This is a genomic window from Ensifer sp. EB106-03-01-XG145 (genome assembly GCF_058792075.1).
The window spans coordinates 177,934-201,201 of the sequence record NZ_JBYTEC010000009.1 but is presented as its reverse complement, the minus strand read 5'-3'; the positions used below and the strand labels follow the sequence as shown (position 1 = coordinate 201,201).

Sequence of the window (23,268 nt, the reverse complement as noted above, 5' to 3'; positions counted from 1 at the left end):
ATGTCTGGTCAGCGGCTGCTCGCCATCAACAACTACTTCTATCGCCGCGGCGGCGCCGAAGCGGTTTTCTTCGACCATATGAAGATGTTCGGCGAAATCGGTTGGGACGTGGTGCCCTTCGCCATGGAGCATGAGGACAACGAGCCTTCGCCATGGTCCGACTATTTCGTCTCCGAGATCGAATATGGCCGGCGCACCAATCTGCTGCGCAAGGTCGTGCAGGCGGCGAGCGTGATCTATTCGCGCGAGGCGCAGCGCAATGTCGACCGGCTGATCCGGAGTGCCCGGCCCTCGATCGCCCATGCGCACAATGTCTACCATCATCTGTCGCCGGCGATCTTCTCGACGCTAAAGCACGCCGGCATCCCTGTCGTCATGACGGCGCACGACCTCAAGCTTGCCTGCCCCTCCTACAAGATGCTGCGTGACGGCACCGTCTGCGAGGACTGTCGCGGCGGGCACGTCTACAACGTGTTGCGCCACCGCTGCATCAAGGGAGAGGCGACGCTGAGCGCGGTGGTGCTTGCGGAAACCCTGGTGCACCGCGCTCTCGGTCTCTACCGCAACCAGGTGGACCGCATCGTCGTGCCGAGCAAGTTCTATGTCGAGAAGCTGGTCGAGTGGGGATGGCCGCGTGAGCGCATGGTCCACATTCCGAACTTCGTCGACGTCGAGGACTATTCCGAACAATGGACAGAGGGCGACTATTTCGTCTTCGCCGGACGTCTGGCGCCGGAGAAGGGGTTGGGGACGTTGATCCGAGCGGCGGCATCGTCGCGCCAGCGCCTGGTGATTGCCGGAACCGGGCCCGAGGAAGCGATGCTTCGCGCGCTCGTCGAGCCGACGGGGGCCGATGTCACATTCGCCGGTTATCTCTCGGGCCAGGCCCTGCACCGTCTGATTGGGGAAGCACGCGCCCTGGTCCTGCCGTCTGAATGGTACGAGAACGCACCGATCAGCGTGCTTGAAGCCTATGCGTTGGGACGACCCGTCATCGGCGCATCGATCGGCGGTATTCCCGAAATGATCCGGGAAGGTGAGACCGGGATGACGGCAAAACCCGGTGATGCTGACGATCTCGCGCGCGCATTGACGCGGATGGCGGCGCTCCCTTCCTCCGAACGTGCGGGTATGGGGGCATCGGGCCGGCGCTGGGTCGCCAGTGAATTCTCGGCCGCCGCCTATCGCGACAGAACCCTGGACCTCTATGCATCGCTCGGGGCGGGGGAGGGCCGGTGCCGTTAACCGTCGCGCGCAATTTGTAGTAATGTGGGCTCGCCGTATGGTTTCTGGTCAGTTATATAAGTGGTCAATGAAATATTTACTTGGTTGATAAGTATTTCGCCGTGAAATCTGGTGCGGACAACTTTCGAGGCGACGCATGAGCAGTAACTCTGATGTCTCGCGAAGTCACCGCCAGCAGCCGGTGATTGCACAGGAGATGGCACAATCCGGGCTGTGCGAGGGACGCGCACAGATGCCCCGGCGCGGCGCGGCTCTGTCCGGGAGGCAGCGGGCTCTGGCCGTCCAGAGTGGAGCTGTTGCCGCCAGAGGCGAGCGCAAGCGCGTGATGATGCTGGGCTTGCGCGGTATTCCGAACGTCCAGGGCGGTGTCGAGAAACACGTTGAAATGCTCGCCAGCAAACTCCTGGGCTACGGCTGGGATGTCGAGGTCGTCGGGCGTCGGCGCTATCTTCAGGAAAGCGACTGCTACGCCTGGAACGGGGTCGAGGTCATCCCTCTCTGGTCGCCGCGCCGCATGGCGCTGGAGGCGCTGGTTCACACGTTCCTCGGCGTATGTCTTGCCGCCTGGCGGCGGCCGGACGTACTGCATATCCACGCCATCGGCCCGGCATTGATGACGCCGCTTGCACGCGTTTTCGGGCTGAAGGTTGTCGTCACCCATCATGGCTACGACTACGACAGGCAGAAATGGGGCGCCTTTGCCAGGCGCACGCTGAAGCTCGGCGAGTTCTTCGGCATGCGGTTTTCGAACGGGCGCGTGGCGATATCGCAGGATATCGTCCAAACCATGCGCGCGCGCCACCATGTGTCGATGACGCTGGTCCCAAATGGTGTCGCGATTACGCTGCCCTCCGGCAACGCCGGCATCCTGCGTGAATTTGGCCTGGCGCCGCGACGCTACATCCTGCTCGCCGCACGATTGGTTCCGGAGAAACGGCAGCTCGATCTCATCAGGGCCTTTGCGAAATGTGGGCTCACGGGTGTTCGGCTCGTGATCGCCGGTGGCGCGGAGTTCGAGACACCCTATGTCCGAGAGATGAGAACCCTCGCCGCCGAGGTGCCGGGGGTGGTGCTTACCGGCTTCCAGTCCGGCGATAGACTGGCAGAACTCTTCGCCAATGCCGCCCTGTTCGTGCTGCCTTCAAGCCATGAGGGCATGCCGATCGCGCTGCTGGAGGCGATGGCCTACGGCCTGCCCTTGCTGGCAAGCGATATCATTCCCAACCGGGAACTGGACCTTGCGCCCGACGAGTACTTTCCGCTGGGCGATATCGATGCGCTTGCTGCCGGCATCACCGCAAAGCTTGCTGCGCCACTCAGCGATGACGATGTGCGGGAGCGCGCGGCCCACGCGGAAGCTACCTACAGTTGGACAAACGTGGCGCAAAAGACTGCGGCGGTGTATAGCGCATTGCTGGCGAAATAGGCCGACGTTCGCGTCTGCCAGGTGTCTTCGCCAATCAAGTACGACAGCGCGCCTTGCACGTTTGGACGGGCAGGCGGGCGCCGTCGTGGTCCGTTCGACGATTGCCGTGCCTTGCACGCCGCCTGGAAGACAAGCTGACAATGAACCTCAAACGCGCCGCCGGCCTTTTCGCATGGCTCCTTTTTGCCGTGATCGCCTATTCGACAATGTCTCCCCTCGAATTGCGTCCGCGCATCGGGCATCTCGTCCACCTCGAGCGGTTCGGCGCTTTCGGCCTGCTGGGGCTGCTGTTCGCGATCGCCTATCCGAAGCACCTCATGCGTGTCTTGGTTCTCGTGCTTGCCACCGCGATCGGCTTCGAACTCTTGCAGATGATTTCGGCGGATCGCCATGCGCGGGCGGCTGATGTCGCCGTCAAGCTTCTCGGTGGTGTCTGCGGCGCCTTCGGCGGCTGGTTCCTCTTTCGCTATCGGTTGCCATTGCTGCGTTTGCTGGGGCGGTAAACCAAAACGCAAAATATTGCGGGTAAGATCGTCCGCGACTTGGGCGCGGTTGTCGACGCGCTGTTGATATGAGGAGAATGCGTGGCAGTATCCGTCATCATCAAGACGCTGAACGAAGAAAAGCGCATCGCCGCGAACATCGAGAGCGCGCTTGTCGCCCTCAAGACGGTCGGCGGTGAGGTCATCGTTGCCGACAGCGGTTCCTCCGATAGAACCATAGAGATTGCCTCCCGCTATCCGGTCGTCATCGCCCAGATCAGCCCGCCGGCGCTTCCAAGTTGCGGGATCGGTCCGCAGCTCGGTTTCCAGTATTCCCGCCACGAGCACATCTGCCTGCTCGATGGCGACATGCTTCTGGACAGCGATTTCCTTGAGGTTGCCGAGGTGTTCCTGGCCGACAATCCTAAGGTCGGCGGCGTCACCGGTCATGTCCAGGAAATGCTGACTTCCAACCTCGAATTTGCCCGGCGAGTAACGCGCAATGCGCCCGAGAACCGCATCGGCGCGATCGACCGCATGAACGGCGGCGGCCTGTATCGCCGCTCGGCGATCCAGGCGGTCGGTTACCTCTCCGATCGCAATCTCCACGGCTACGAGGAGTTCGACCTCGGTATCCGGCTGCGCAGTGCCGGCTGGAAGCTGCATCGCCTCGACCGCCGCTTCGTCCAGCATTTCGGCCACACGGACAATTCCTACCGGCTGCTCGTCCGCCGCTGGAAGAGTAAGTATCTGTTCGGCATTGGCGAGCTGCTGCGCGCATCGCTTGGCCGGCCCTATTTCCTGCAGCTCATCAGGGAGCTGCCGGAGCTCAAGCTCTGGGCTCTGGTTTATCTCTGGTGGGCGGTTTCGCTCGGCCTGCTGCTTTTCATGCCTAACAAGGCGCTCGCGCTCGGCGTGGTCCTTGCGATCCTTGTCGGCGTCGTCGGGCTCATGAGCCTGCGCAAGGGAGGCATCAGCATGGGGCTCTATACCGTCGTCGCCTGGTTCTTCCATGCGGCCGCCCTGCCGGTCGGCTTCTTCCGGGTGCGCCGGAAGCCCGATGCGCCGATCGAGAGCAAGCTGCTCGGAGCCCCGGCGTGATAGGGCGTCGGCTGTTCGCTGCTGCGGCAATGCTCCTCGCATTCGGTTCGCCCATGCGCGCATCGGATCAGTGGCTTCCCGTGCGCGAAGTCTCACTCGAACTAGAGGCTGGCAGCCCTCTCGACTTCTCATCTTTCCTGCCGAACGGGACGATCAATGCGGATCGTCGCCTGGTCGCAGGCACCAATGGCCGACTCGCGTTCGCGAGCTCGCCCGAAAAACCTGAAAGGATGCTCTGCGCGTCACTCGCCTGGAGCCCGGCGTCCGGCGGGTTTCCCGATCACGTAACGGCCGATCGCTACGCCCGGCAGTTGGCGATGCACGGCTACAATCTCGCTCGACTGCATTTCGTCGATGCCAGCCTGATGTTCGGCCGTGACCGGGATTTCGACTACGACCCCGAGACCCTCGACCGCATTCAGTATCTGCTGGCGGCGCTGAAGCGCAACGGCATCTACTGGATGGTCGATGGCCTCTCGTCGCTGCGCGGCGTCTATGGCGGCTTTGACGACCGTTGGGACGATGGAGGAAACCTCAAGCTCGAGCTGCTTGTGGATGACCGGGCGTTCGATCACTGGAAGCGCATGCAGGAAACGATCCTTGCGCGCGTGAACCCCTATACGGGCGTCGCGCCCATCCGCGACGATGCCCTGGCGGTCGTCATTCTCGCCAACGAGAACGGGATGGAGTTCGACGCTGTCGTGCACGATCGGCCGGGAAAAGCGCCTTACGATCCGTTGCTCGCCAAGCCCTTCAATGACTGGCTGGCGAAACGCTATGGCTCCACCGAAGCTTTGGCCAAGGCTTGGCCCGATCTTCGCTCCGATGAGACGATCGAGGCGAGATCGGTCGAGCTTCCCGCAGACCGCTACGGCGACAGCGCGCGTCTGCGGGATCTGCAGGCTTTCTTCATCGAGACGGAACGGGCCACAACCGCACGAATGAGCGAGGTGCTGCGCGGGCTTGGCTACCGCGGCCTGATCAGCAACTACAACAATTGGCCGACGGTCCAGGCGTCGCTCAGCCGGCGCGACCTCGAAGCCGTGACCATGAATACCTATCACGACTGGGTCAGCGGCTACGCGCCGGGCAGCAAAACCACCCAGGCCAGCTCGATTGCCGACGGGGTGAACTATGTCCGGCTGATCGCCGCAGCGCGCTGGCTCGGCAGGCCCTTCGTGATCAGCGAATACGATCATCTCTTCTGGAACCGCTACCGCTTCGAGGCGGGGCTGGCGATGTCGGCCTATGCGGCGCTCCAAGGCTGGGATGCGCTTTGCCGCCATGGTCACGGCCCGATCGTTCTTACCTATGGCGAGCCCTTCGCACACAAGAAGGCAATGCTTCCCTATGCGATCGCCCTCGATCCCGTCGCCCGTGCCGGCGAGACGCTGGCAGCGTTGCTTTACCGCCGCGGGGACGTTGCGACATCGGACGTAACCGTCCCGTTTGCCGTGCGTGGTGAAGAGGATCTATCTGACGACATGCAGGCGCGGGAGCCGGAATATCTGACCGACCTCGCGCTCGTCGGGAGGATCGGACTTGAGGACGTAAAGGATCTCGGCAAAACACCTGCCGTACTGCAACCACGTCAGCAAAACAGCGAAGCGCTGCTCGAAAGCCTGCGCCAAAGCGGCGCGCTTCCGGCGGACAATGGCACGAACATCGATGCCGGCATCTATCAGAGCAGCACAGGCGAGATCGTGCTGAACCGTTTTGCCGGGCAATTGCGCGTTGCAACGACCGCGACCGAAGCAGCAGCCTTCTCGTCGCTACGCGAGCCTATCGATCTCGGGGTCCTGAGCATCGACGGGGCCGACGGCAATGGGCTGATCGCGGTCTCGGCCCTCGATGCGGAAGCATCCCTGAGCAAGAGCCGCCGTTTCCTCTTGATCTTTGCGACCGATGCGAAGAACACCGGCATGACATTTCGCGACACCGAAGAGAAGGTGATCGAGGATTTCGGGCGGTTGCCCGTCCGGATCCGGGAAGGCTATGTGGACCTTTCGCTGGAGCGAAGCGCTGCGAGCTGGAGCGTCTCGCCTGTTGGTCTCGATGGGACTGTGCATGCGCCCGTCGTGAAGGGGAAGGGCGCCGTCGCCTTCCGTCTCTCAAACAAACTTCCCTCCGGTCCGACGACCTATTTCCTTCTCGAGCTGCAATAGAAATCGTCTGTCGCCAGTGGATCAATGAATGGCCACGATGTCAGCTTATTCTCCGCCGCTTTCAAGCACAGGAGGGTACGATGAAAATATCGGAAGCCATGCATCCCGGCGCTCGCTGGATCTCTCCCGAAACAGATATCAAGACGATCGCACGCATCATGCGGGACGAGGATATTGGGGCCTTGCCCGTCGGCGAAAACGACCGCCTGATCGGCATGGTCACGGATCGCGACATCGCCTTGCGTGCCTTTGCCAATGGGCGCGATCCCGCTTCGATGACGGCACGCGACTTGATGACCAGGGATATTGTTTACTGCCGCACCGGTGAGACGATCGAACACGCCGTCCACCTGATGGAGGCGAAACAGGTCCGGCGTCTGCCTGTAATCGACGAGGACAAGCGCATGGTCGGCATGCTGTCACTGGGCGACATATCCCATGCCAGCAGCCGGCAGTTGTCAGGTGAACTTGCGCGGGCAGTCACGGCTCATCACCTCTAACATCCTGCCTCTACAGTTGCGGCGCCTACTACGGCGCCGCAAACGGTTTCTCGCGTCGCTCCGCGAACGGATCAGAAGCGGTAACTGATGCCCGTGCCGATCAGCCAGGGGTCGAGTTTGACCTTGCCGCTGACCGCACCGGCACCGGGCAGCGTCGCGTTGACCTCAGGCTCAAGGAACAACTTCTTGACGTCGAAGTTCAGACCCCAATGGTCGTCGAGCTTGATGTCGACGCCCGCCTGCAGCGCCACGCCGAAGGTATTCTTCATGTTGAAGCTCGAGAAATCGCCCCGGGGCTTCTCGTTGTAGAACATCGTGTAGTTCACGCCAGCGCCGACATAGGGCTTGATCTCGTCGGTGACGTTGAAGTGGTACTGCAATGTCAGCGTCGGCGGCAGCAGCCACGCCTTGCCGATTTCGCCGAGACCGGAGATCGAGCCGCTGCCGCGCGCCGTGTGCGGCGTCGTGCCGAGGACCAGTTCAGCCGCGATGTTGTCGGTGAAGAAGTAGGTGATGTCGAGTTCCGGCACGACGGAATTGCTGACGCCGACCTTTTCGCCATCAAGCGCTGTGCCATTCAGGGAGAGCGAGGCTTTGTCGTCGGGCAGGACGGCCAGCGCGCGGGCGCGGATCATCCATCGGCCCGGCTCGCTGGCGAGAGGCATTTCCGGTGCCGCGACCGCGCTCGGCTCGGAGAGATCTGCCGCCGTCGCGATCGCGAGCGGCGCCGCGAGTACGGCAAAGACGACGGCAGATGGCAAGATGGCGCGAGTAGGCATGATTTCCGGACCCCCAGAAGAAATTGAACATCGCCGGTTAGGGCGTTCGGCCACAGGGTATCTGCGGCCGGCGGCACTATGCTCACGAAGTGCGTCTCAGGGGTTGTCCTGGATCAATGCGGCCACGAATCACCAAGTCCTTGGGGGTAATGGCGGATTCGTCCGGACCCAAGAACTTCGTGCAATCCCTTGTCAGGCAGGCATGCGCGGAATGCTGGCAAGCAACCGCTGCGTATAGGGGTGCTTGGGTACAGCCAAAATGTCGCGGGTCTTGCCGCTCTCGACCACCTTGCCCCGTTCCAGGATGATCATTTCTTCACAAAGGGCGGCAACGACGCCGAGATCGTGGGAGACGAACACCAGCGTCAGTTTTTCCGAAAGCGTCTTAAAGAGCTCGACGATGCGGATGCGGGTCGAAAGATCGAGCGCACTGACCGCTTCGTCGGCGAGCACGATCTGCGGACGGGCGACGATCGCACGGGCAATAGCGATGCGCTGGCGCTGGCCGCCCGAGAATTCGTGCGGATAGCGGCGCATCGCGTCAAGCGGCAGGCCTACCGCTTCGAGCGCTTCGGCGACCGTCTGCGTGCGATCGCCCGGGATCCGCAACGACCTGAGCGGCTCGCCGATGATGTCGATCACCCGCTGGCGCGGGTCGAGGGACGAATAGGGATCCTGGAAGACCGGCTGCACCGCGCGTCGATAACGCTGCATGAAGGCACTGTTGCCAGTATCGATGCTCTCCTCGCCGAAGCGAATGACACCGCTGGTCGGGCGAATGAGCCCGAGCATCAGCCTCAGAAGGGTCGTCTTGCCGGAGCCGGATTCGCCGACGAGGCCGACGCTCACGCCACGGCGGACCGAGAGCGAGACGTCGTTGAGCGTGGTCTGCTCGCGGGAATAGCCGAAGCTGACGTTTTGAAGATCGAGCATCATCATCCGGTTGCCCCGAGCGCTTCGTCGAACAGGCGGGCGGCCTCGACCAGGGTTTTGGTGTAGTCGTGTTGCGGGTTGCCGAAGACCGTCTTGACGGGCCCTTCCTCGACAGCAACGCCGTTCTTCAGCACGATGACGCGTTCCACCACCTGGGCAACCACTGGCAGGTCATGGCTGATGAACAGGAGGGACATGCCGGTCTCGCGGACCAACTGGTCGAGCAGCGCGAGGATTTCCGCCTGGGTCGTGACGTCGAGCGCCGTTGTCGGTTCATCGGCGATCAGCAGTTTCGGGCGGCAGGCGAGCGCCATGGCGATTGCCACGCGCTGACGCTGGCCGCCTGACACTTCGTGTGGGTATGAATTGATGATGCGTTCCGGCTGCGGCAGCGCCACCTTGTCTATGAGGTCGCGGACTTCGCGCTGGACGGTATCCTTCGATGTCTTGCCGCTCTCCCGCTCCAGTCGGCGGCGAACCGGTTCGGCGATCTGCCGGCCGATCTTCATCAGCGGGTCGAGTGCTGTCAGCGGCTCCTGAAAGACGACGGCTGCGGCAGCGCCGCGCAGGCGGTTCAGGACCCTGTCGGTGGCGCCGACCACCTGCTGGCTGTCAAGCTCGATCGAACCGCTTACGCCGATCGACACGGGCAGCAGGCCGGTCGCAGCCATGGCGGTCATCGACTTGCCTGAGCCGGACTCGCCGATCAGTCCGATGCGCTCGCCCGGCCGGATCGAGAAGGAGAGATCGGATACCAGCGGCTTATCGCCGGCGCGAATGTGGAGGCCCTGGATGTTGAGAAGCGCTGTCATCGCGATCTCCCGCGTGTCGGATCGCCGATGTCGCGCAGCCCGTCGGCGAGAAGGTTCATGCCGATGACAAGGGCGACCAGGGCGATGCCGGGAGCAATCGCGCCGATCGGCGCCGTATAGACGGTGCCCTGCGCTTCCTGCAGCAGCCGTCCCCAGGAGGCGTTTGGCGGCGGTGCGCCGAGACCAAGATAGGAGAGCGACGCCTCGGCGATGACGGCAAGGCCGAACTGCAAAGCGAAATTGACCGAGAGCGTCGGCCAGATATTGGGAAGCACGTGGCGAAAAACGACGCCGGCCCAAGAGGTTCCCGATGTTCGCGAGGCGACGATATAGTCCTGGCGCAGCACCCGTTTGGCGAGGATGCGGGTCAGCCGAGCGACGATTGCGGAGATCGCGAGGCCAAGGGCCAGGATTGCCGTCCACAGACTGGCGCTGTCGCTTGCCGCGACCACCAACATGGCCAGAAGCAGGGTCGGGAAGGCGATCAGGATATCGAGCGTCGCGGCCATCACGTCGTCGGCAAGGCGTGTTGCAAAGGCGGCGAGAACGCCGAGACTGACGCCGACCGTCGCGCCGATCGCAACGGCGCCGGTGCCGACAAGAAGCGCCGTTCGCGCACCGATCATCAGTTGCGTGAGCAGGTCGCGCCCCAGCCGGTCGGTCCCGAGCCAGTGCAGCAGCGATGGCGCTTCCAGTCGGCCACCGGAGGCGTTCAAAGGATCGTACGGCGTCCAGAACAGCGTGAGCAGGGCGACGAGCAGATTGATGCCGACGAGCGTGAGCCCGAGGGTGAGGGCAAGAGAGTGCCGTTGCTCCCGTCTGGATACCGACGTCTCGACCGGGCTCATGCGCTGCCTCCAACGGCGCGCTCGCGCAGGCGCGGATCGATCAGCCGCTGGGTAAGATCGGCGCCAAAGCCGATCAGCAGCACCAGTAGCGTCGAGATGAACAGCACGCCCTGGACGTTGGGATAGTCACGCTGCTCGATCGCGAGCAGCAGCATCGAGCCGAGACCCGGCAGCGCGAATACACGCTCGATGACGACGGCGCCGAGCAGGGTCGTGGCAAGCTCGATGCCGAGAATGGAGACGATCGGCACGGCGCCGTTGCGGATGCCGTGGCGAACAAGCGCTTCAGGAAAGCTGGCGCCGAGGGCGCGCGCGGTGCGCAGGTAATCGCTGCCGAGAACATCCTGTGTCGCCGAGCGCACGTAGCGCAGCAGCGATGCGCCCATGACGAGCCCGATCGTCAGAACAGGCAGCGCCAGCGCATAGAGCACCTGTCCCTCATTCTGCCAGCCGCGGCGGGGAAAGCCGCCTGATGGAAACAGCCGGAATGTGACGGCAAAGACAGTGACGAGCAGGATGCCGACCCAGAAGACCGGAATGGCGATGCCGAGCTGCGAGACCGTCGAGATCAATCCGCCATACCAGCGGTCGGCCTTGACGGCCGAGAGAATGCCGAGCGGCACCGCGATCAGAATGGACAGCAGGAAGCCCATCAGCGCCAGCGGTACGGTGACCGTCAGCCGCGCGGCGATCTCCTCGATCACGGGCTTGCCACTGACGAAGGAGGTGCCGAGATCGAAGCGGGCGAGGCTGCCGGCAAAACGAAGGAACTGCTGCCAGAGCGGCAAGTTCGAGCCGACCTGCTCGCGAGCCTTTTCGATCTGCGCGGCATCGGCGCCGACGGACAGAAGCGCATTGGCCGGGTCGCCGGGGAGCAGGCGCAACAACACGAACAGCACCACCGCCGCGATCAGCAGCGACAGGATGAGGATGGCAAAGCGGCGGACGAGATAGGTGAGAATGGCTGCATTCCTTTCTTCTCACGGGGTCCCGCGATCAGAGAAGTTGGCTTTTGCATCAAAATGGAGAGGGAGGCTAGAGCGGCGGCTCTATTTTAGTGTGGCCTGTATCGGACTGGCCGAAACGGCTCGGGCGAGGCCAAGCAAGCTTGCGGAACGCAAAGCCCCCGGATTGGATCCGGGGGCTCTTCATTGCCGCGAAAAGCGGACGTCGTTTCGCTTACTGCTCGCTCTTCTTGATGCCGTAGGCAAAGAACTGCGAGTTCAGACCATTCACCGGGTAGCCTGACACAGCCGAGCTCGAAACGACGATCTGCGGATAAAGATAGAGCCAGTTGCTGGCGGCATCCTCGGCGATGATCGTGTTGGCTTCCTTGAGCTTGGCGGTCTGCTCGTCGGTGTTGGCGGCGGCTTCCGAGGCCTTGATCAGGTCGACAACCTTGGGGTTGTTGTAACCCCAGTAGAAGTCCGGGTTGCCGTAGAAGACGATGTCGCGGTGGTTGACGTGCTCCTGCAGCGTCGCCTGGAAATCATGTGCCTTGTAGACCTTCGTGTACCACTCGTTGGCGGTGATCACGTTGATCTCGACCTTGATGTTCACCTTGGCGAGTTCGCTCTGGATGAACTGGGCGACGATCGGGTGCGGGTCGTAGTTCGGCGTGTCGAGCTTGAAGGTGAAGCCATCGGCAAAGCCTGCTTCCTTCAGGAGCGCCTTGGCGCTTTCGACGTCATAGGTGTCGACGGCGGTGAGGTCCACGTACCAGGGATCGGTCGGCGGCACGAAGGAGCCGATCAGCGTGCCGTACTCGCCCCAGATCGAGGTCAGCAACTTCTTGTCGTCGATGGCGCGGGCGATCGCCTTCCTGACCTTGACGTTGTCAAAGGGGGCGACGCGGTCGTTGAAGGCAAGCAGTTCCTTGGTGGTCGACTGGCCGGCGGTTACGGTGAAGTCAGGATTGTCCTTGAACTGGGCGATCGAGTCCGGGCTCTGGACACTGGTGATGATGTCGACGGCGCCGGTCAGAAGCGCATTGTTGAGTGCTGTTGCGTCGGTGAAGTACTGGAAGACGACTTCGCCATTGGTCGGTGCTGTGCCCCAATATTTGTCGTTGCGGGTCAATGCCAGCGACGAGCCGCGGCGCCATTCGTCGAGGCGATAGGGGCCGGTGCCGTCTTCGCTGGCGTTCAGGTCCTTTGCCGCATCGTTGACGATCCAGACGTAGCTCAGATTGTAGGGGAGCGAGATCGAGCGTGCGGACAGCTTGACGACGACGGTTTGGTCATCGGGCGTCTCAATCGCGCTGATCGTCGAAAGGCTCTTCTTGCGCGAACTCTTGGATTGCTCGGCGGTCACGCGCTCGATGCTGTACTTCACGTCGGCTGCGGTGAGCGGGTCGCCGGAATGGAAGGCAACGCCAGGGCGAAGCTTGAACGTATAGGTAAGGCCGTCTTCGCTGACGCTCTGCTCGGCGACCAGACCCGGCTGGACGTCGCCGGCATCGGTCAGCGTGAACAGCGCTTCGTAGACATTACCGTTGAACGCTTCGTTGATGCCCTGGCCGGCGCCGGCGGTGTTGTCGAGGTTCTGCGGCTCATAGAGCGAGCCGATCGTGATCGAGGCGTTGGGGTCAAACTTGGCGTCCTCGGCGAAGACGGCTGTGCTCGTCGACAGAGCGAGCGCCAGTGTGGCGGCAGCCAGAGTTGCTCCTCGTGCGCGGCGGGCTTTTCCCGCGGTCTTGCCAAAACCGATGATAGTGCCAGTCATGTCCCAAACTCCTGCATTGTGCCTGTCACGCGGATCGCGTCGCCACCCGAATGTACGCACCGGATGATTGCGATGCATCATACTTATTCCCTAGTAATTTAGTGGGAAAATTGGTTTCTTTTGTCCGTAGAAGTTGAAAATTGTACCCGCGGCCGTGGCGGATGGGCATACGCGTATTTCGCCTTCCGTCGTCCGGCGCACTACCGAGATATATCAGGGAGCCTTCACGGACCAGCTTGGTTCCGGCGAATTGGGCCGCCACCCAACTCTGATTTTGAACGGTCTTCTCCATAAGCTTTATGCAGGATTGCCGGCTTGGAATAAGGGGGGGGGCGTCGATTGTTATTCATGACAATTTTCCCTCGAAAATTGCAAAATGCAACACGTCGACAAAAGGATTCGACACCCAGGAGATTCTGATATATCGCATGATTAATCGTTTAATCATGCGATAGCGGAAACCACGGATTTTGGCGCGTTCCGGACCAAAACTAACGAGGATTGCCAGAACGCTCGGCGTGTCCGCAGCCACGGTTTCGAACGCGCTCTCCGGCAAGGGCCGCGTGTCTGCCGAAATGGTGGAGAAGATCCGCGCGACCGCGGCCGAGCTCGGTTACGTACCGAGCCAGGCGGGCAGAGCGCTCAGGACCGGTCGCACCGGCGTCATCGGTCTCGTTCTTCCCGATATCGCCAATCCGCTCTTCCCCCAGATCGCCCAGGCGATCGAGCTTGCCGCCTCGTCGTCGGGCTACGGCGTGCTGATTGCGGACTCGCGCGGCGACGTCTCGACCCAGACCAAGGCGATCGAGCGGCTGATCGACCGCGACGTCGACGGCCTGGTGATCGTGCCGCGGCGCGGTACCCGCGTCGCCGATGTCGGCTGTCCGGTTGCCGTCATCGATACGCCCTCGACGCCCGGCAACACGGTTGCCGCCGACCACTGGGGTGGCGGCCAGCAGATCGCCGAGCACCTGAAGGCGCTCGGGCACCGGCGCGTGCTGATCATCGGCAACAATCCCGCCTCGAACGTGCAGAACGACCGCGCCGGCGGCATCCGCTCCGTCTTCGGCCAAGGGCTTCATACCGACACGCTCTGGATCGAGCCCTTGGAGAAAGTGTCCGGCAAGGGCTGTCCGCTCGGGCTCGCCGGGAAGGTGGCGGAAGGCTACACCGCGTTTGCCTGCATCTCCGATCTCCATGCGCTCCGGGCACTGACCGAATTGCAGCGCGCCGGCATCAATGTGCCGGAAAAGGCGAGCGTGACCGGTTTTGACGATCTGATCTGGTCGCCGGTTATCACTCCAGCGCTCACGACCGCGCGCATGGACATGACCGAGATTGCCGCGATTGCCGTTGCCGCGCTCGTCAAGGCGATCCGCGAGCGCGATCCGTTCGATCCCGAGATCGGCGCACCGGTCACGGCCGAGAAGTCGAAAGTGCCGATGCATCTGGTCGTCAGGCAATCGACCGCCGCACCGCCCGCGCTTCAACCCGTTCATACCACTGCCACCGCAGCCACATCCGTCACCGAAGGAGGACACCAGTAATGAAGAAGTTCCTGCTTGCCTCGAGCGCGCTCTTGCTCGTCGCCCCTGCCGCGTCTGCTCAGGAAAAGACGCTCACAATTTCCGTCTACGGCTTTGCCCAGGACGCATTCAAGGAGCTGGTCTACACGCCGTTTGAGCAGAAGTGCGGTTGCAAGCTGGTGGTCGAAACCGGCAACAGCGTCGAGCGCCTGGCAAAGATGGAAGCCAACAAGGCAAGCCCGGTTGTCGACATGGCCGTCGTTTCGATGGCCGACGCGCTCTCGGCTTCGCGTGCTGACCTGATCGAAAAGATCGACACCTCGAAGCTCCAGAACTTCAACAAGCTCTACGATCTCGCCAAGGATCCGAACGGCGACGGCATGAGCGTCGGCTACACCTTCTACGCAACCTCGATCGTCTATCGCTCGGACAAGATGGAAGTGAATTCCTGGGCCGATCTGCTCGACGAGAAGAACGCCAGCCACGTCGCCTTCCCGAACGTCACGACCAACCAAGGCCCGCCGGCGCTCTACATGGTTGGCGAGGCTATCGGCAAGAATACGCCGGACCTCAAGGAAGCGATTGCCGCCGTCGGTGCCAAGAAGGACGACATCGTCACCTTCTACGTCAAGTCTTCGCAGCTCGTGCAGTTGATGCAGCAGGAAGAGATCTGGGCCGCACCGATCGGCCGCTTCTCTTGGGAAGGCTTCACCAAGCTCGGCCTGCCAATCAAGTGGGCAACGCCGAAGGAAGGCCAGACCGGCGGCATGAATGTGATGGTGCTGACCAAGGGCGGCAAGAACCAGGACTTGGCGCTTCAGTTCATGGATTTCTGGCTCTCGACCGAAATCCAGACGGCGCTCGCCGAAAAGCTGGTCGACAGCCCGGCCAACAAGGACGTCAAGGTTTCGCCGGAGATCGCCGAGAACCTGACCTACGGCGAAGAGACGGTGAAGAACCTGAAGCTGATCCCCTCGGCTGTTGCCCTCGACAACCGCGAAGCGTGGCTGTCGGAGTGGAACGCGCAGGTCGGCCAGTAAGCCAAACAACTGAACTCCATCGGCCGGACTTTTCGGCCGGTGGAGCCACGGCCACCGTGACGGGCAGGCCGCTCTACTTGATGCCTTGAAAGGAAGAAGGATGTTTCAGAACCGTGCCGAAGCCCTGGCGCTCGCTCTGCCCGCAGCGGTCTTTGCGGCGATCGTCTTTCTTGCGCCGGTGGTGATCCTGCTGGCGGAAGGCTTTCGCAACGCCGACAGCTGGTCGCTGTCGGCCTATACGACCTTTTTCTCGGATCCGCTGAACCGCACCGTCTTCCTGCGTACCTTCCGACTTGGTCTGATGGTCACCGCTGTTTCGGCGGTCATTGGCTATGCCGCGGCCTTTGCCATCGTCAATCTGACGCCGCGCAACAAGGGGCAGATGATCGGCCTCGTCGTGCTGCCGCTGATGATCTCGTCGGTTGCCCGCACCTATGCCTGGATCGTCATCCTCGGCCGCACCGGCATCGTTAACCAGGCGCTGCAACTGGTCGGCCTCTCGGATGAGCCGATCCGCTTTCTCTTTACCGAAACGGCCGTCTTCATCGGTCTCCTTCAGCTCTTCCTGCCGCTGATGATCCTGTCCTTGATCAGCGCGCTTGAGAACATGCCGAAGGATGCAATTCCTGCGGCGCGTGTTCTTGGCGCCAACTGGTTCCAGGTGTTCTTCAAGGTGATCCTGCCGCTCACCAAAGAGGGCCTTGTGATCGGCGGCACGCTGGTCTTCACCGGCTCGCTGACGGCCTACATCACGCCTGCGATCCTCGGCGGTTCCAAGGTGCTGATGCTCGAAACGCTGCTCTACCAGCGCGTCACCGTCGCCAACGATTTCGTCGCAGCGAGCGTCATCGCCTTCATTTTGATCGTCATGAGCTTTGCCGCCAATCTTCTGTTGAAACGGCTTGCCACCGCGAGGAACAAGCGATGACACCGCGCGTCTTTTCCCCCCTCGTGCTCTTCCTGGTGATCGGCTTCCTGATCGGGCCGTTCTTCATCATCGTCGCCGCCTCGCTGTCGGGCGGCGAGACTTTGGCCTTCCCGCCGCAGGGCTTTTCGCTCAAGTGGGTCGCCAAGGTCTTCACGGTCGAGAGCTTCCAGGAGAGTTTCGCGATCTCGATGCTGCTTGCGATCGGCGGCACGGCGGCCGCTCTCGTGCTCGGCGTTCCCGCTTCTTACGCCCTTTCGCGCTACAAGCTGCCTTTCGGCGAAACCATCCGCACGATTGTCTCCTTGCCGATCATCGTGCCCGGCATCATCGTCGGCCTGGCGCTACTGCGCTATATCGTCGTGCCCTTCGGCCTCAACATCACGCTGACACTGTTCCTCGCGCATACGGCGCTGGTTCTGCCCTATGCGGTGCGGGTCGTCTCGGCGAGCCTCAACAACCTGCGCTCCGATATCGAGGAGGCGGCGGTGCTGCTCGGTTCCTCGCGCGCCGGCGCCTTCTTCCGGGTGGTGATGCCGAACATCCGCAGCGGCATTCTGGCCGCCTTCATCCTCGGCTTCGTCACGAGCTTCAACCAGGTGCCGGTGTCGCTCTTCCTTTCCGGCCCCGGCGTGCGCACGCTGCCGATCGACATGCTCTCCTATATGGAGATCACCTACGATCCGTCGGTCGCAGCCCTCTCGGCACTGCTCGCCTTCATGTCCATCGCCATTGTCTTCCTTGCCGAACGCTTCCTGGGATTCTCTCGCTATGTCTGACGCCGCTTTCCTTAGCCTTGAAAAACTGACGCTCGCCTATGGCGATACCGTTGCGGTGAAGGATCTCGACCTTTCGATCCGCAAGGGCGAACTCGTGGCGTTCCTCGGACCGTCCGGTTGCGGCAAGACGACGACGATGCGCTCGATCGCCGGCCTGCTGACGCCGGCCTCCGGTGCCATCAGGCTCGACGGTGCCGATATTACTCGGGTCTCCGCAAACAAGCGCTCCGTCGGTCTCGTCTTCCAGTCCTATGCACTGTTCCCGCACCTGACCGTGTTCGAAAACGTCGCCTTCGGCCTGCGGCTGAAGAAGCTGCCGGCGACAGAGATCGAGAGCAAGGTAACGGCCGGGCTGAAGTCGGTCGGGCTTTCGAAGTTCTCCGCCCGCAAGCCGGGCGAACTCTCGGGCGGCCAGCAGCAGCGCGTGGCGCTGGCGCGCTCGATGGTCATGGAGCCGAAGGTGCTGCTTCTCGACGAGCCGCTGTCGAACCTCGACGCCCGCCTGCGCCTCGAAATGCGAACGGAATTGCAGCGCGTCCAGAAGGAAACCGGCGTCACGATGATCTTCGTTACCCACGACCAGGGCGAAGCCTTGTCGCTGGCGGATCGGATCGTCGTCATGCTCAACGGCGCGATTGAGCAGATCGGCACGCCCGAGGATATCTACAACCGCCCGATCTCGCGCTTCGTCGCCGATTTCGTCGGCTTCGAGAACATCTTTGCCGTCGAGGGCGGCAAGCTTGCGGTCGGCAACGGCCCGATCGATCTTTCCGGATCCCTGCCGCCTGACACGGCAGGGCTTGCGTGGCGTCCGCGCATGGTGACCCTTGGTTCAGGTCCTTTCCAAGGCACCGTGCGCGGAGCCTCTTTCTCCGGCAGCACGCGCGAATACCTGCTCGATACGCCGCTCGGTGCCATCAAGGCCGAGGAAGATGCCGCATTGGCGGCGCGCGAAACCGGCTCTACGATTGCCTTCGATCTCCCGGTCGACAAGGCTGCGCGCCTCAAGAAGTTCGGTTGACGTCATATGGGTGTCTGGATCGATACGGACATGGGCTTCGACGACATCGCCGCGGTGCTTGTCGTCCTTCATGCCGCTGAAGAAATCGACGGCGTTTCGCTCGTCTTCGGCAACACGCCGATCGAACAGGTGAAGCGCAACGCCGCCAGTGCCGCGCTCGCCTTCGGCTGGAACTTCCCCATCCACGAGGGCCGCGCCTCGCCAGTGCTTGGCAGGCTTGAGACTGCCGAACGTATTCTCGGCGAGGCCGGCATGCCGACCGCCGGGCTGACGCTGCCGCGAGCCGATGCACTGCCGCAAAGCGACGCTTTCGCTGCTCTCTCAGCCTGGTTGGAACAGGAAGGGCCAAAGCGCATTCTCGCTCTCGGGCCGCTCACCAACCTTGGCGCCCTCTGCCTTGCCCGCCCGGACCTTGCCGCGCGCATCACCGACCTTACCTGGATGGGCGGCGGCGTCACCAGCGGCAACCACACAGCCTCCGCCGAATTCAACGCCTTTGCCGATCCGGAGGCGCTTGCCATCGTGCTCGCGCACGGCCTGCCGCTGCGCATGGTCGATCTCGATCTCTGCCGCAAGGTCTTTGCCTATCCGGACGACGTTGCGCCGATCCGCTCGGCCGGCGGCGTCAATGCCGCGCTGATCGCCGATCTGCTTGCCGGATACATCTCGATCGGTACCAGCCGTGGACGCCCGGGCATGGCGATCTATGACCCCTCAGCCGCCGTCGCCTTCGTCAACCCCGGCGCAGTCTCCTTTAAGAGCGCACGTATCGATGTCGAGCTTGGCGGATCCCTGACGCGAGGGCGTACCGTCGTCGAAACCCGCGCGAGCCATGCGACCTTCAATGCCGAATACGCCGTTGACGCACACGTGGAGACGACGCGGGCCCAGATCCTGGGTGCGTTGATGAAAGAAGCGCAGAAATGAACTCCGTGCTGCAGCCTCAGGACCTGGCCGATGCGGCGCTCCGGACCCGCGCGGTGGCCGCAGCGCGCGGTGAGCAACCCTTCGACATCCTGATACAAGGCGGGACGCTGGTCGACGTGGTCACCGGGGAGCTTCGTCCGGCCGATATCGGTCTGGTCGGATCGTTGATTGCGAGCGTGCACGAGCCCGGCACGCGCAGCGACGCGGCTGATATCATCGATGCGGGCGGTGCCTTCGTTTCACCTGGCCTGATCGATACGCATATGCATGTCGAAAGTTCGATGGTGACACCGGCGACCTATGCCAACGCGGTGCTGCCGCGTGGTGTCACGACCGTTGTCTGGGACCCGCATGAGTTCGGCAACGTCAACGGTGTCGCTGGAGTGCGGTGGGCTGCGGATGCCATTCGCGATCTGCCGCTGCGCACCGTTCTGCTGGCGCCGTCCAGCGTACCGTCGGCGCCGGGTCTGGAACTGGCCGGCGCCGATTTCGACGCTGGCATCATCGCCGACATTTTGAGCTGGCCGGAAATCGGCGGCATTGCCGAGATGATGAACATGCGCGGCGTCATCGACGGCGAGGCGCGCATCAGCGCCATCGTCCAGGCCGGGCTCGCCGCCGGCAAGCCGGTCAACGGCCATGCGCGCAGCCTTGCCGGCACCGACCTTCAGGCGTTCGTCACCGCAGGCGTCAGCTCCGACCACGAGCTCGTGTCCGGCGACGATCTGATGGCGAAGCTGAGAGCAGGGTTGTCGATTGAACTGCGCGGCTCGCACGATCACCTGTTGCCTGAGTTCGTCAATACCCTCAATGCCCTAGGCCATCTTCCTCAGACGGTGACGCTCTGTACCGACGACGTCTTTCCGGACGATCTCGCCCGCGCTGGCGGCCTTGATGATGTCGTCCGCCGGTTGGTCCGCTACGGCCTGCCCGCCGAATGGGCGCTACGGGCGGCGACGCTCAACGGTGCCGTCCGGCTCGGCCGGCACGATCTGGGGCTCGTTGCGCCCGGACGCCGGGCGGATATCGTGGTCTTCGAGGACCTGAGCGAGTTCCGCGCGCGCACGGTGATCGTCGACGGCAAGGTCATCGCGAAGAGCGGTGACATGATCGAGCCGCTGACTGACATCGATGTCGCGCCGTTATACGGCACGATGAAAATTGCACCGCTCGCAGAGGCCGATTTCCGCATCTGCGCTGCCGGAACGAAGGTGCGCGTCGCGACCATCGATCGCCCGCGTTTCACCCAATGGGCCGAAGCAGTTGCCGAGGTGGAAGGCGGCTTCGTCGTGCCGCCCGAGGGGACTACGGTGATCGCAGTCGCGCACCGCCACGGGCGCGCTGACAGCCGGCCACGCGTCGGCTTGCTTTCGGGTTGGGGCGCCTGGCGCGGGGCCTTCGCCACCACGGTCTCGCACGACAGCCACAACCTCACCGTCTTCGGTGGCAACGCTGCAGACATGGCTGTGGCGGCCAATGCGGTGATCGCCGCCGGCGGCGGCATGGCCGTCGCGTCCGGCGGCAAGGTTGACGTTCTCCTACCGCTACCGATTTGCGGGTTGGTTTCGGAACAGCCGCTCGCGAAGATAGCTGCCGGCTTCGCAGAACTTCGCGATGCTGTTGGCCGCATTGTGGATTGGCAGCCACCCTATCTGGTCTTCAAGGCCTGCTTTGGCGCGACGCTCGCCTGCAACGCCGGACCGCACCAGACCGACCGCGGCATCGCCGATGTCGCAACCGGCAAACTGATGGAAAGCCCGATATTGGAAGTGCTTTGAGGTGTAACTCGCGCGGGCAGCTCGGTTTAAGCCGCCTGTGCGATCCGCTCTCAGCTCCAATGGGACAGATCACTTCTCCGTTCAGAGAACTGATACAGGCCCCTGAAATTGCGCATCTTCGGGTGATTTGCGGCCACGCGCCCGGGCTGGCGCGCGCTATTCGGCGCGCGGCAGCTCCTGCTCCACCAGCGTCGACCAGAAGGCAACGCCCGGGCCGATCGCGGCGTCGTTGAAATCATAGGCGGTGTTGTGATGCAGCGCGCCGTCGACGGCGGGGCCGTTGCCGAGCCACACATAGCAGCCCGGAGCTTCGAGCCCGAAAAAGGCGAAATCGTCGCCGGCGGTGGAGGGCGGAAATGCCGTGCGGGTCTTTTTGCCGAAGACGGCTTGGGCCGCCTTCAGCGCCCGGGCGGTCGCATCGCCATCGTTGACGACGGGTGGGATGCGGCGCTCGAATTCGTAGTCGACCGCAATCCCGTACATTTCCGCCGTGCCTCGGGCCAGTCGTCCGATCTCGGTTTCGAGCTGGTCGCGCACTTCGGGTGTATAGGCGCGGGCGGTGCCGCCGATTTCCACGATGTCGGGGATCACGTTCAGTGCTTTTGGGTCGCCGGCACGCACGGAGCAGGCGCTGACGACGGCCGGTTGCAAGGGATCGACGACGCGGCCGACGATCGACTGCAGCGAGGCAAGGAAGGTACCGGCCGCCGTTACGGGGTCGCGGCCGAGATGCGGCTTGGCACCGTGGGTTCCGACACCGCGGAAGGTCAGACGCCAGCTGTCCGAGGAGGCGAGCTGCGGCCCGGCGACGACGGCGATTTCGTCCGGATCGAGGCCGGGCATGTTGTGCAGACCGTAGACGGCGTCGCAGGGAAAACGCTGAAACAGCCCTTCCTCGACCATGCGCTTCGCGCCGCCGCGGCCTTCCTCGGCCGGTTGGAAAATGAAATGAACGGTGCCTGAGAAATTGCGGGTCTTTGCCAGATGGCGGGCGGCACCGAGCAGCAATGTGGTGTGGCCGTCATGGCCGCAGGCATGCATCTTGCCGGCTTCGCGGGACTTGTAGGGTCGGTCGGCGATTTCGGGCATGGCGAGTGCGTCCATGTCGGCGCGAAGACCGATCGAGCGCGTGCCGTTGCCCACTTGCAGGGTGCCGACGACGCCGGTTTTTCCCAAGCCGCGATGGACCTTTAACCCCGCCTCTTCGAGCCATTTGGCCACGAGGTCGCTGGTGCGGACCTCCTCGAAGCCGAGTTCCGGATGGGCATGCAGATCGCGACGGAAGTCGGTGAGGAAGGTGAGGTCGTCGGCTATTCCGTCTGGCAGGCGCATCGGCAGGCATTTCCCATGTTTCATCTGGCGAAGGGGCTTGTGAATTCCGCGCGCTTTGCTTGCTCGGAGGTGCCCTTTCGGTTTGATCGAAGTCGCAAACGGTATAGACGAAAACGGCCGGGACCAGAACAGCAAGCCGGCTTTTTTGATCGCCTTTCATTCCGGGCGAAATGCGTAGACGAGGACGGAACCGATGCAGCCTCACGACTTCTGGCAGGAGGTCTACCCGCCGAAAAGTTTCGACATTCAGGCGGGTTATCGCGATTTCTTCCCGGCGACGCTCGGTAACGGGCGCCAGATCCTTTTGCCGATCCGTCCGTTGTCGGACGACAAGCATGCGCTCGCCTCGCTGATCGTCAATCAGGCGAGTTTTGCGGTCGAAGATGCTCTGGCAACCGAACTTGCGACAAGGCTCGCTGCCTTCGAACCCGAAGTCGTCGCCGGCCTGCCGACACTGGGCCTGACGCTTGCTTCTGCCGTTGCGCGCAAGCTCGGCCATAGCCGCTACGTGCCGCTCGGGACCTCCAGGAAATTCTGGTATGTCGATGACCTGTCGGTGCCGCTCTCGTCGATCACGACGCCGGACCAGAAGAAGCGGCTCTATGTCGATCCGCGCATGCTTCCACTGCTCGAGGGGCGGCGTGTGGCGCTGATCGACGACGTCATTTCCAGTGGTACATCTATCCTTGCGGGCCTGACGTTGATGAGCGCCTGTGGCATCGAGCCGGTCGCGATCGGCGCCGCCATGCTGCAGACCGAGCGCTGGCGCCAGCCGCTTGCAGCACTCGCGCCACATTGGCCGGAACGGGTCGTCGGCGTGTTCCAAACGCCGATGCTTCAGCGTGATGAACACGGCAGTTGGCACGCCGCCTGAATTCCTTTGCGTCGTGCGTCGGCCGCGATAGGTTTTGCGGCAAGGCGTCAC

Annotated in this window: 21 protein-coding genes; 14 read left to right on the top strand and 7 right to left on the bottom strand. The window is 62.9% G+C overall.

Annotated elements, in window-relative coordinates:
• The 6 genes from AC3WWH_RS21585 (at window position 1) to AC3WWH_RS21560 (ending at window position 6,919) form a co-directional block, all read left to right on the top strand.
• Window positions 1-1,245, top strand: coding sequence for a glycosyltransferase family 4 protein (locus AC3WWH_RS21585; RefSeq protein WP_492377263.1), 1,245 nt, complete (start codon window positions 1-3; stop codon window positions 1,243-1,245).
• 325 nt (window positions 1,246-1,570) lie between these two features.
• A complete protein-coding gene (locus tag AC3WWH_RS21580) occupies window positions 1,571-2,671 on the top strand; it encodes a glycosyltransferase family 4 protein (protein ID WP_245299216.1) in 1,101 nt (366 codons plus the stop codon).
• Window positions 2,672-2,811: 140 nt separating this feature from the next.
• Entirely contained in the window at window positions 2,812-3,174 is a 363-nt protein-coding gene (locus AC3WWH_RS21575; RefSeq protein WP_058323502.1) for a VanZ family protein, read from the top strand.
• Between the two features lie 81 nt (window positions 3,175-3,255).
• A complete protein-coding gene (locus AC3WWH_RS21570) occupies window positions 3,256-4,254 on the top strand; it encodes a glycosyltransferase family 2 protein (protein ID WP_058323503.1) in 999 nt (332 codons plus the stop codon).
• Between the two features lie 53 nt (window positions 4,255-4,307).
• Complete coding sequence (locus AC3WWH_RS21565) at window positions 4,308-6,419, top strand: glycoside hydrolase (RefSeq protein ID WP_492377262.1); 2,112 nt, start codon at window positions 4,308-4,310, stop codon at window positions 6,417-6,419.
• 80 nt (window positions 6,420-6,499) lie between these two features.
• On the top strand, window positions 6,500-6,919 hold the full coding sequence (locus tag AC3WWH_RS21560) for a CBS domain-containing protein (protein ID WP_057251516.1): 420 nt from the start codon (window positions 6,500-6,502) through the stop codon (window positions 6,917-6,919).
• A 71-nt stretch (window positions 6,920-6,990) separates the two neighbouring features.
• Here the strand turns inward: AC3WWH_RS21560 and AC3WWH_RS21555 are convergent, their stop codons facing one another.
• The 6 genes from AC3WWH_RS21555 to AC3WWH_RS21530 form a co-directional block, all read right to left on the bottom strand.
• A complete protein-coding gene (locus AC3WWH_RS21555) occupies window positions 6,991-7,698 on the bottom strand; it encodes an OmpW/AlkL family protein (protein ID WP_063891513.1) in 708 nt (235 codons plus the stop codon).
• A 192-nt stretch (window positions 7,699-7,890) separates the two neighbouring features.
• Window positions 7,891-8,637, bottom strand: a complete 747-nt coding sequence (locus AC3WWH_RS21550) for an ABC transporter ATP-binding protein (protein WP_058323505.1) — start codon at window positions 8,635-8,637, stop codon at window positions 7,891-7,893.
• Window positions 8,634-9,443: an ATP-binding cassette domain-containing protein gene (locus AC3WWH_RS21545; RefSeq protein ID WP_058323506.1), complete on the bottom strand. Its 810-nt coding sequence runs from the start codon at window positions 9,441-9,443 to the stop codon at window positions 8,634-8,636. Before AC3WWH_RS21545 ends, AC3WWH_RS21550 begins: the two co-directional genes overlap by 4 nt.
• Window positions 9,440-10,291 (bottom strand): ABC transporter permease, encoded by an 852-nt coding sequence (locus AC3WWH_RS21540; protein ID WP_058323507.1) that lies wholly within the window; start codon window positions 10,289-10,291, stop codon window positions 9,440-9,442. Before AC3WWH_RS21540 ends, AC3WWH_RS21545 begins: the two co-directional genes overlap by 4 nt.
• Window positions 10,288-11,253: an ABC transporter permease gene (locus AC3WWH_RS21535; RefSeq protein WP_057251520.1), complete on the bottom strand. Its 966-nt coding sequence runs from the start codon at window positions 11,251-11,253 to the stop codon at window positions 10,288-10,290. Before AC3WWH_RS21535 ends, AC3WWH_RS21540 begins: the two co-directional genes overlap by 4 nt.
• 217 nt (window positions 11,254-11,470) lie before the next feature.
• Window positions 11,471-13,015 carry an ABC transporter substrate-binding protein gene (locus AC3WWH_RS21530; RefSeq protein ID WP_058323508.1) on the bottom strand — a complete coding sequence of 515 codons (1,545 nt, stop codon included), beginning with the start codon at window positions 13,013-13,015 and terminating at the stop codon, window positions 11,471-11,473.
• 470 nt (window positions 13,016-13,485) lie between these two features.
• Here AC3WWH_RS21530 and AC3WWH_RS21525 point away from each other — a divergent pair, with 470 nt between their 5' ends.
• The 7 genes from AC3WWH_RS21525 (at window position 13,486) to AC3WWH_RS21495 (ending at window position 21,011) form a co-directional block, all read left to right on the top strand.
• The gene (locus AC3WWH_RS21525) at window positions 13,486-14,562 is read left to right on the top strand and encodes a LacI family DNA-binding transcriptional regulator (protein ID WP_492377261.1); all 1,077 of its coding nucleotides are present in this window, start codon (window positions 13,486-13,488) and stop codon (window positions 14,560-14,562) included.
• Entirely contained in the window at window positions 14,562-15,581 is a 1,020-nt protein-coding gene (locus AC3WWH_RS21520; RefSeq protein WP_057251523.1) for an ABC transporter substrate-binding protein, read from the top strand. The genes AC3WWH_RS21525 and AC3WWH_RS21520 overlap by 1 nt, the downstream gene beginning before the upstream one ends.
• A gap of 100 nt (window positions 15,582-15,681) precedes the next feature.
• A complete protein-coding gene (locus AC3WWH_RS21515; RefSeq protein ID WP_057251524.1) occupies window positions 15,682-16,509 on the top strand; it encodes an ABC transporter permease in 828 nt (275 codons plus the stop codon).
• Window positions 16,506-17,285, top strand: coding sequence for an ABC transporter permease (locus AC3WWH_RS21510; protein WP_492377260.1), 780 nt, complete (start codon window positions 16,506-16,508; stop codon window positions 17,283-17,285). The genes AC3WWH_RS21515 and AC3WWH_RS21510 overlap by 4 nt, the downstream gene beginning before the upstream one ends.
• Window positions 17,278-18,306: an ABC transporter ATP-binding protein gene (locus AC3WWH_RS21505; protein WP_057251526.1), complete on the top strand. Its 1,029-nt coding sequence runs from the start codon at window positions 17,278-17,280 to the stop codon at window positions 18,304-18,306. Before AC3WWH_RS21510 ends, AC3WWH_RS21505 begins: the two co-directional genes overlap by 8 nt.
• 6 nt (window positions 18,307-18,312) lie before the next feature.
• Window positions 18,313-19,233, top strand: coding sequence for a nucleoside hydrolase (locus AC3WWH_RS21500; RefSeq protein WP_057251527.1), 921 nt, complete (start codon window positions 18,313-18,315; stop codon window positions 19,231-19,233).
• Window positions 19,230-21,011 carry an adenine deaminase gene (locus tag AC3WWH_RS21495; RefSeq protein ID WP_113399008.1) on the top strand — a complete coding sequence of 594 codons (1,782 nt, stop codon included), beginning with the start codon at window positions 19,230-19,232 and terminating at the stop codon, window positions 21,009-21,011. The genes AC3WWH_RS21500 and AC3WWH_RS21495 overlap by 4 nt, the downstream gene beginning before the upstream one ends.
• A gap of 156 nt (window positions 21,012-21,167) precedes the next feature.
• Here the strand turns inward: AC3WWH_RS21495 and AC3WWH_RS21490 are convergent, their stop codons facing one another.
• Window positions 21,168-22,343, bottom strand: coding sequence for a M20 aminoacylase family protein (locus tag AC3WWH_RS21490; protein ID WP_058323512.1), 1,176 nt, complete (start codon window positions 22,341-22,343; stop codon window positions 21,168-21,170).
• Window positions 22,344-22,536: 193 nt separating this feature from the next.
• Between AC3WWH_RS21490 and AC3WWH_RS21485 the strand changes: the two genes are divergently transcribed.
• Window positions 22,537-23,217, top strand: coding sequence for a phosphoribosyltransferase (locus tag AC3WWH_RS21485; RefSeq protein WP_492377259.1), 681 nt, complete (start codon window positions 22,537-22,539; stop codon window positions 23,215-23,217).
• Window positions 23,218-23,268: the final 51 nt, after the last annotated feature.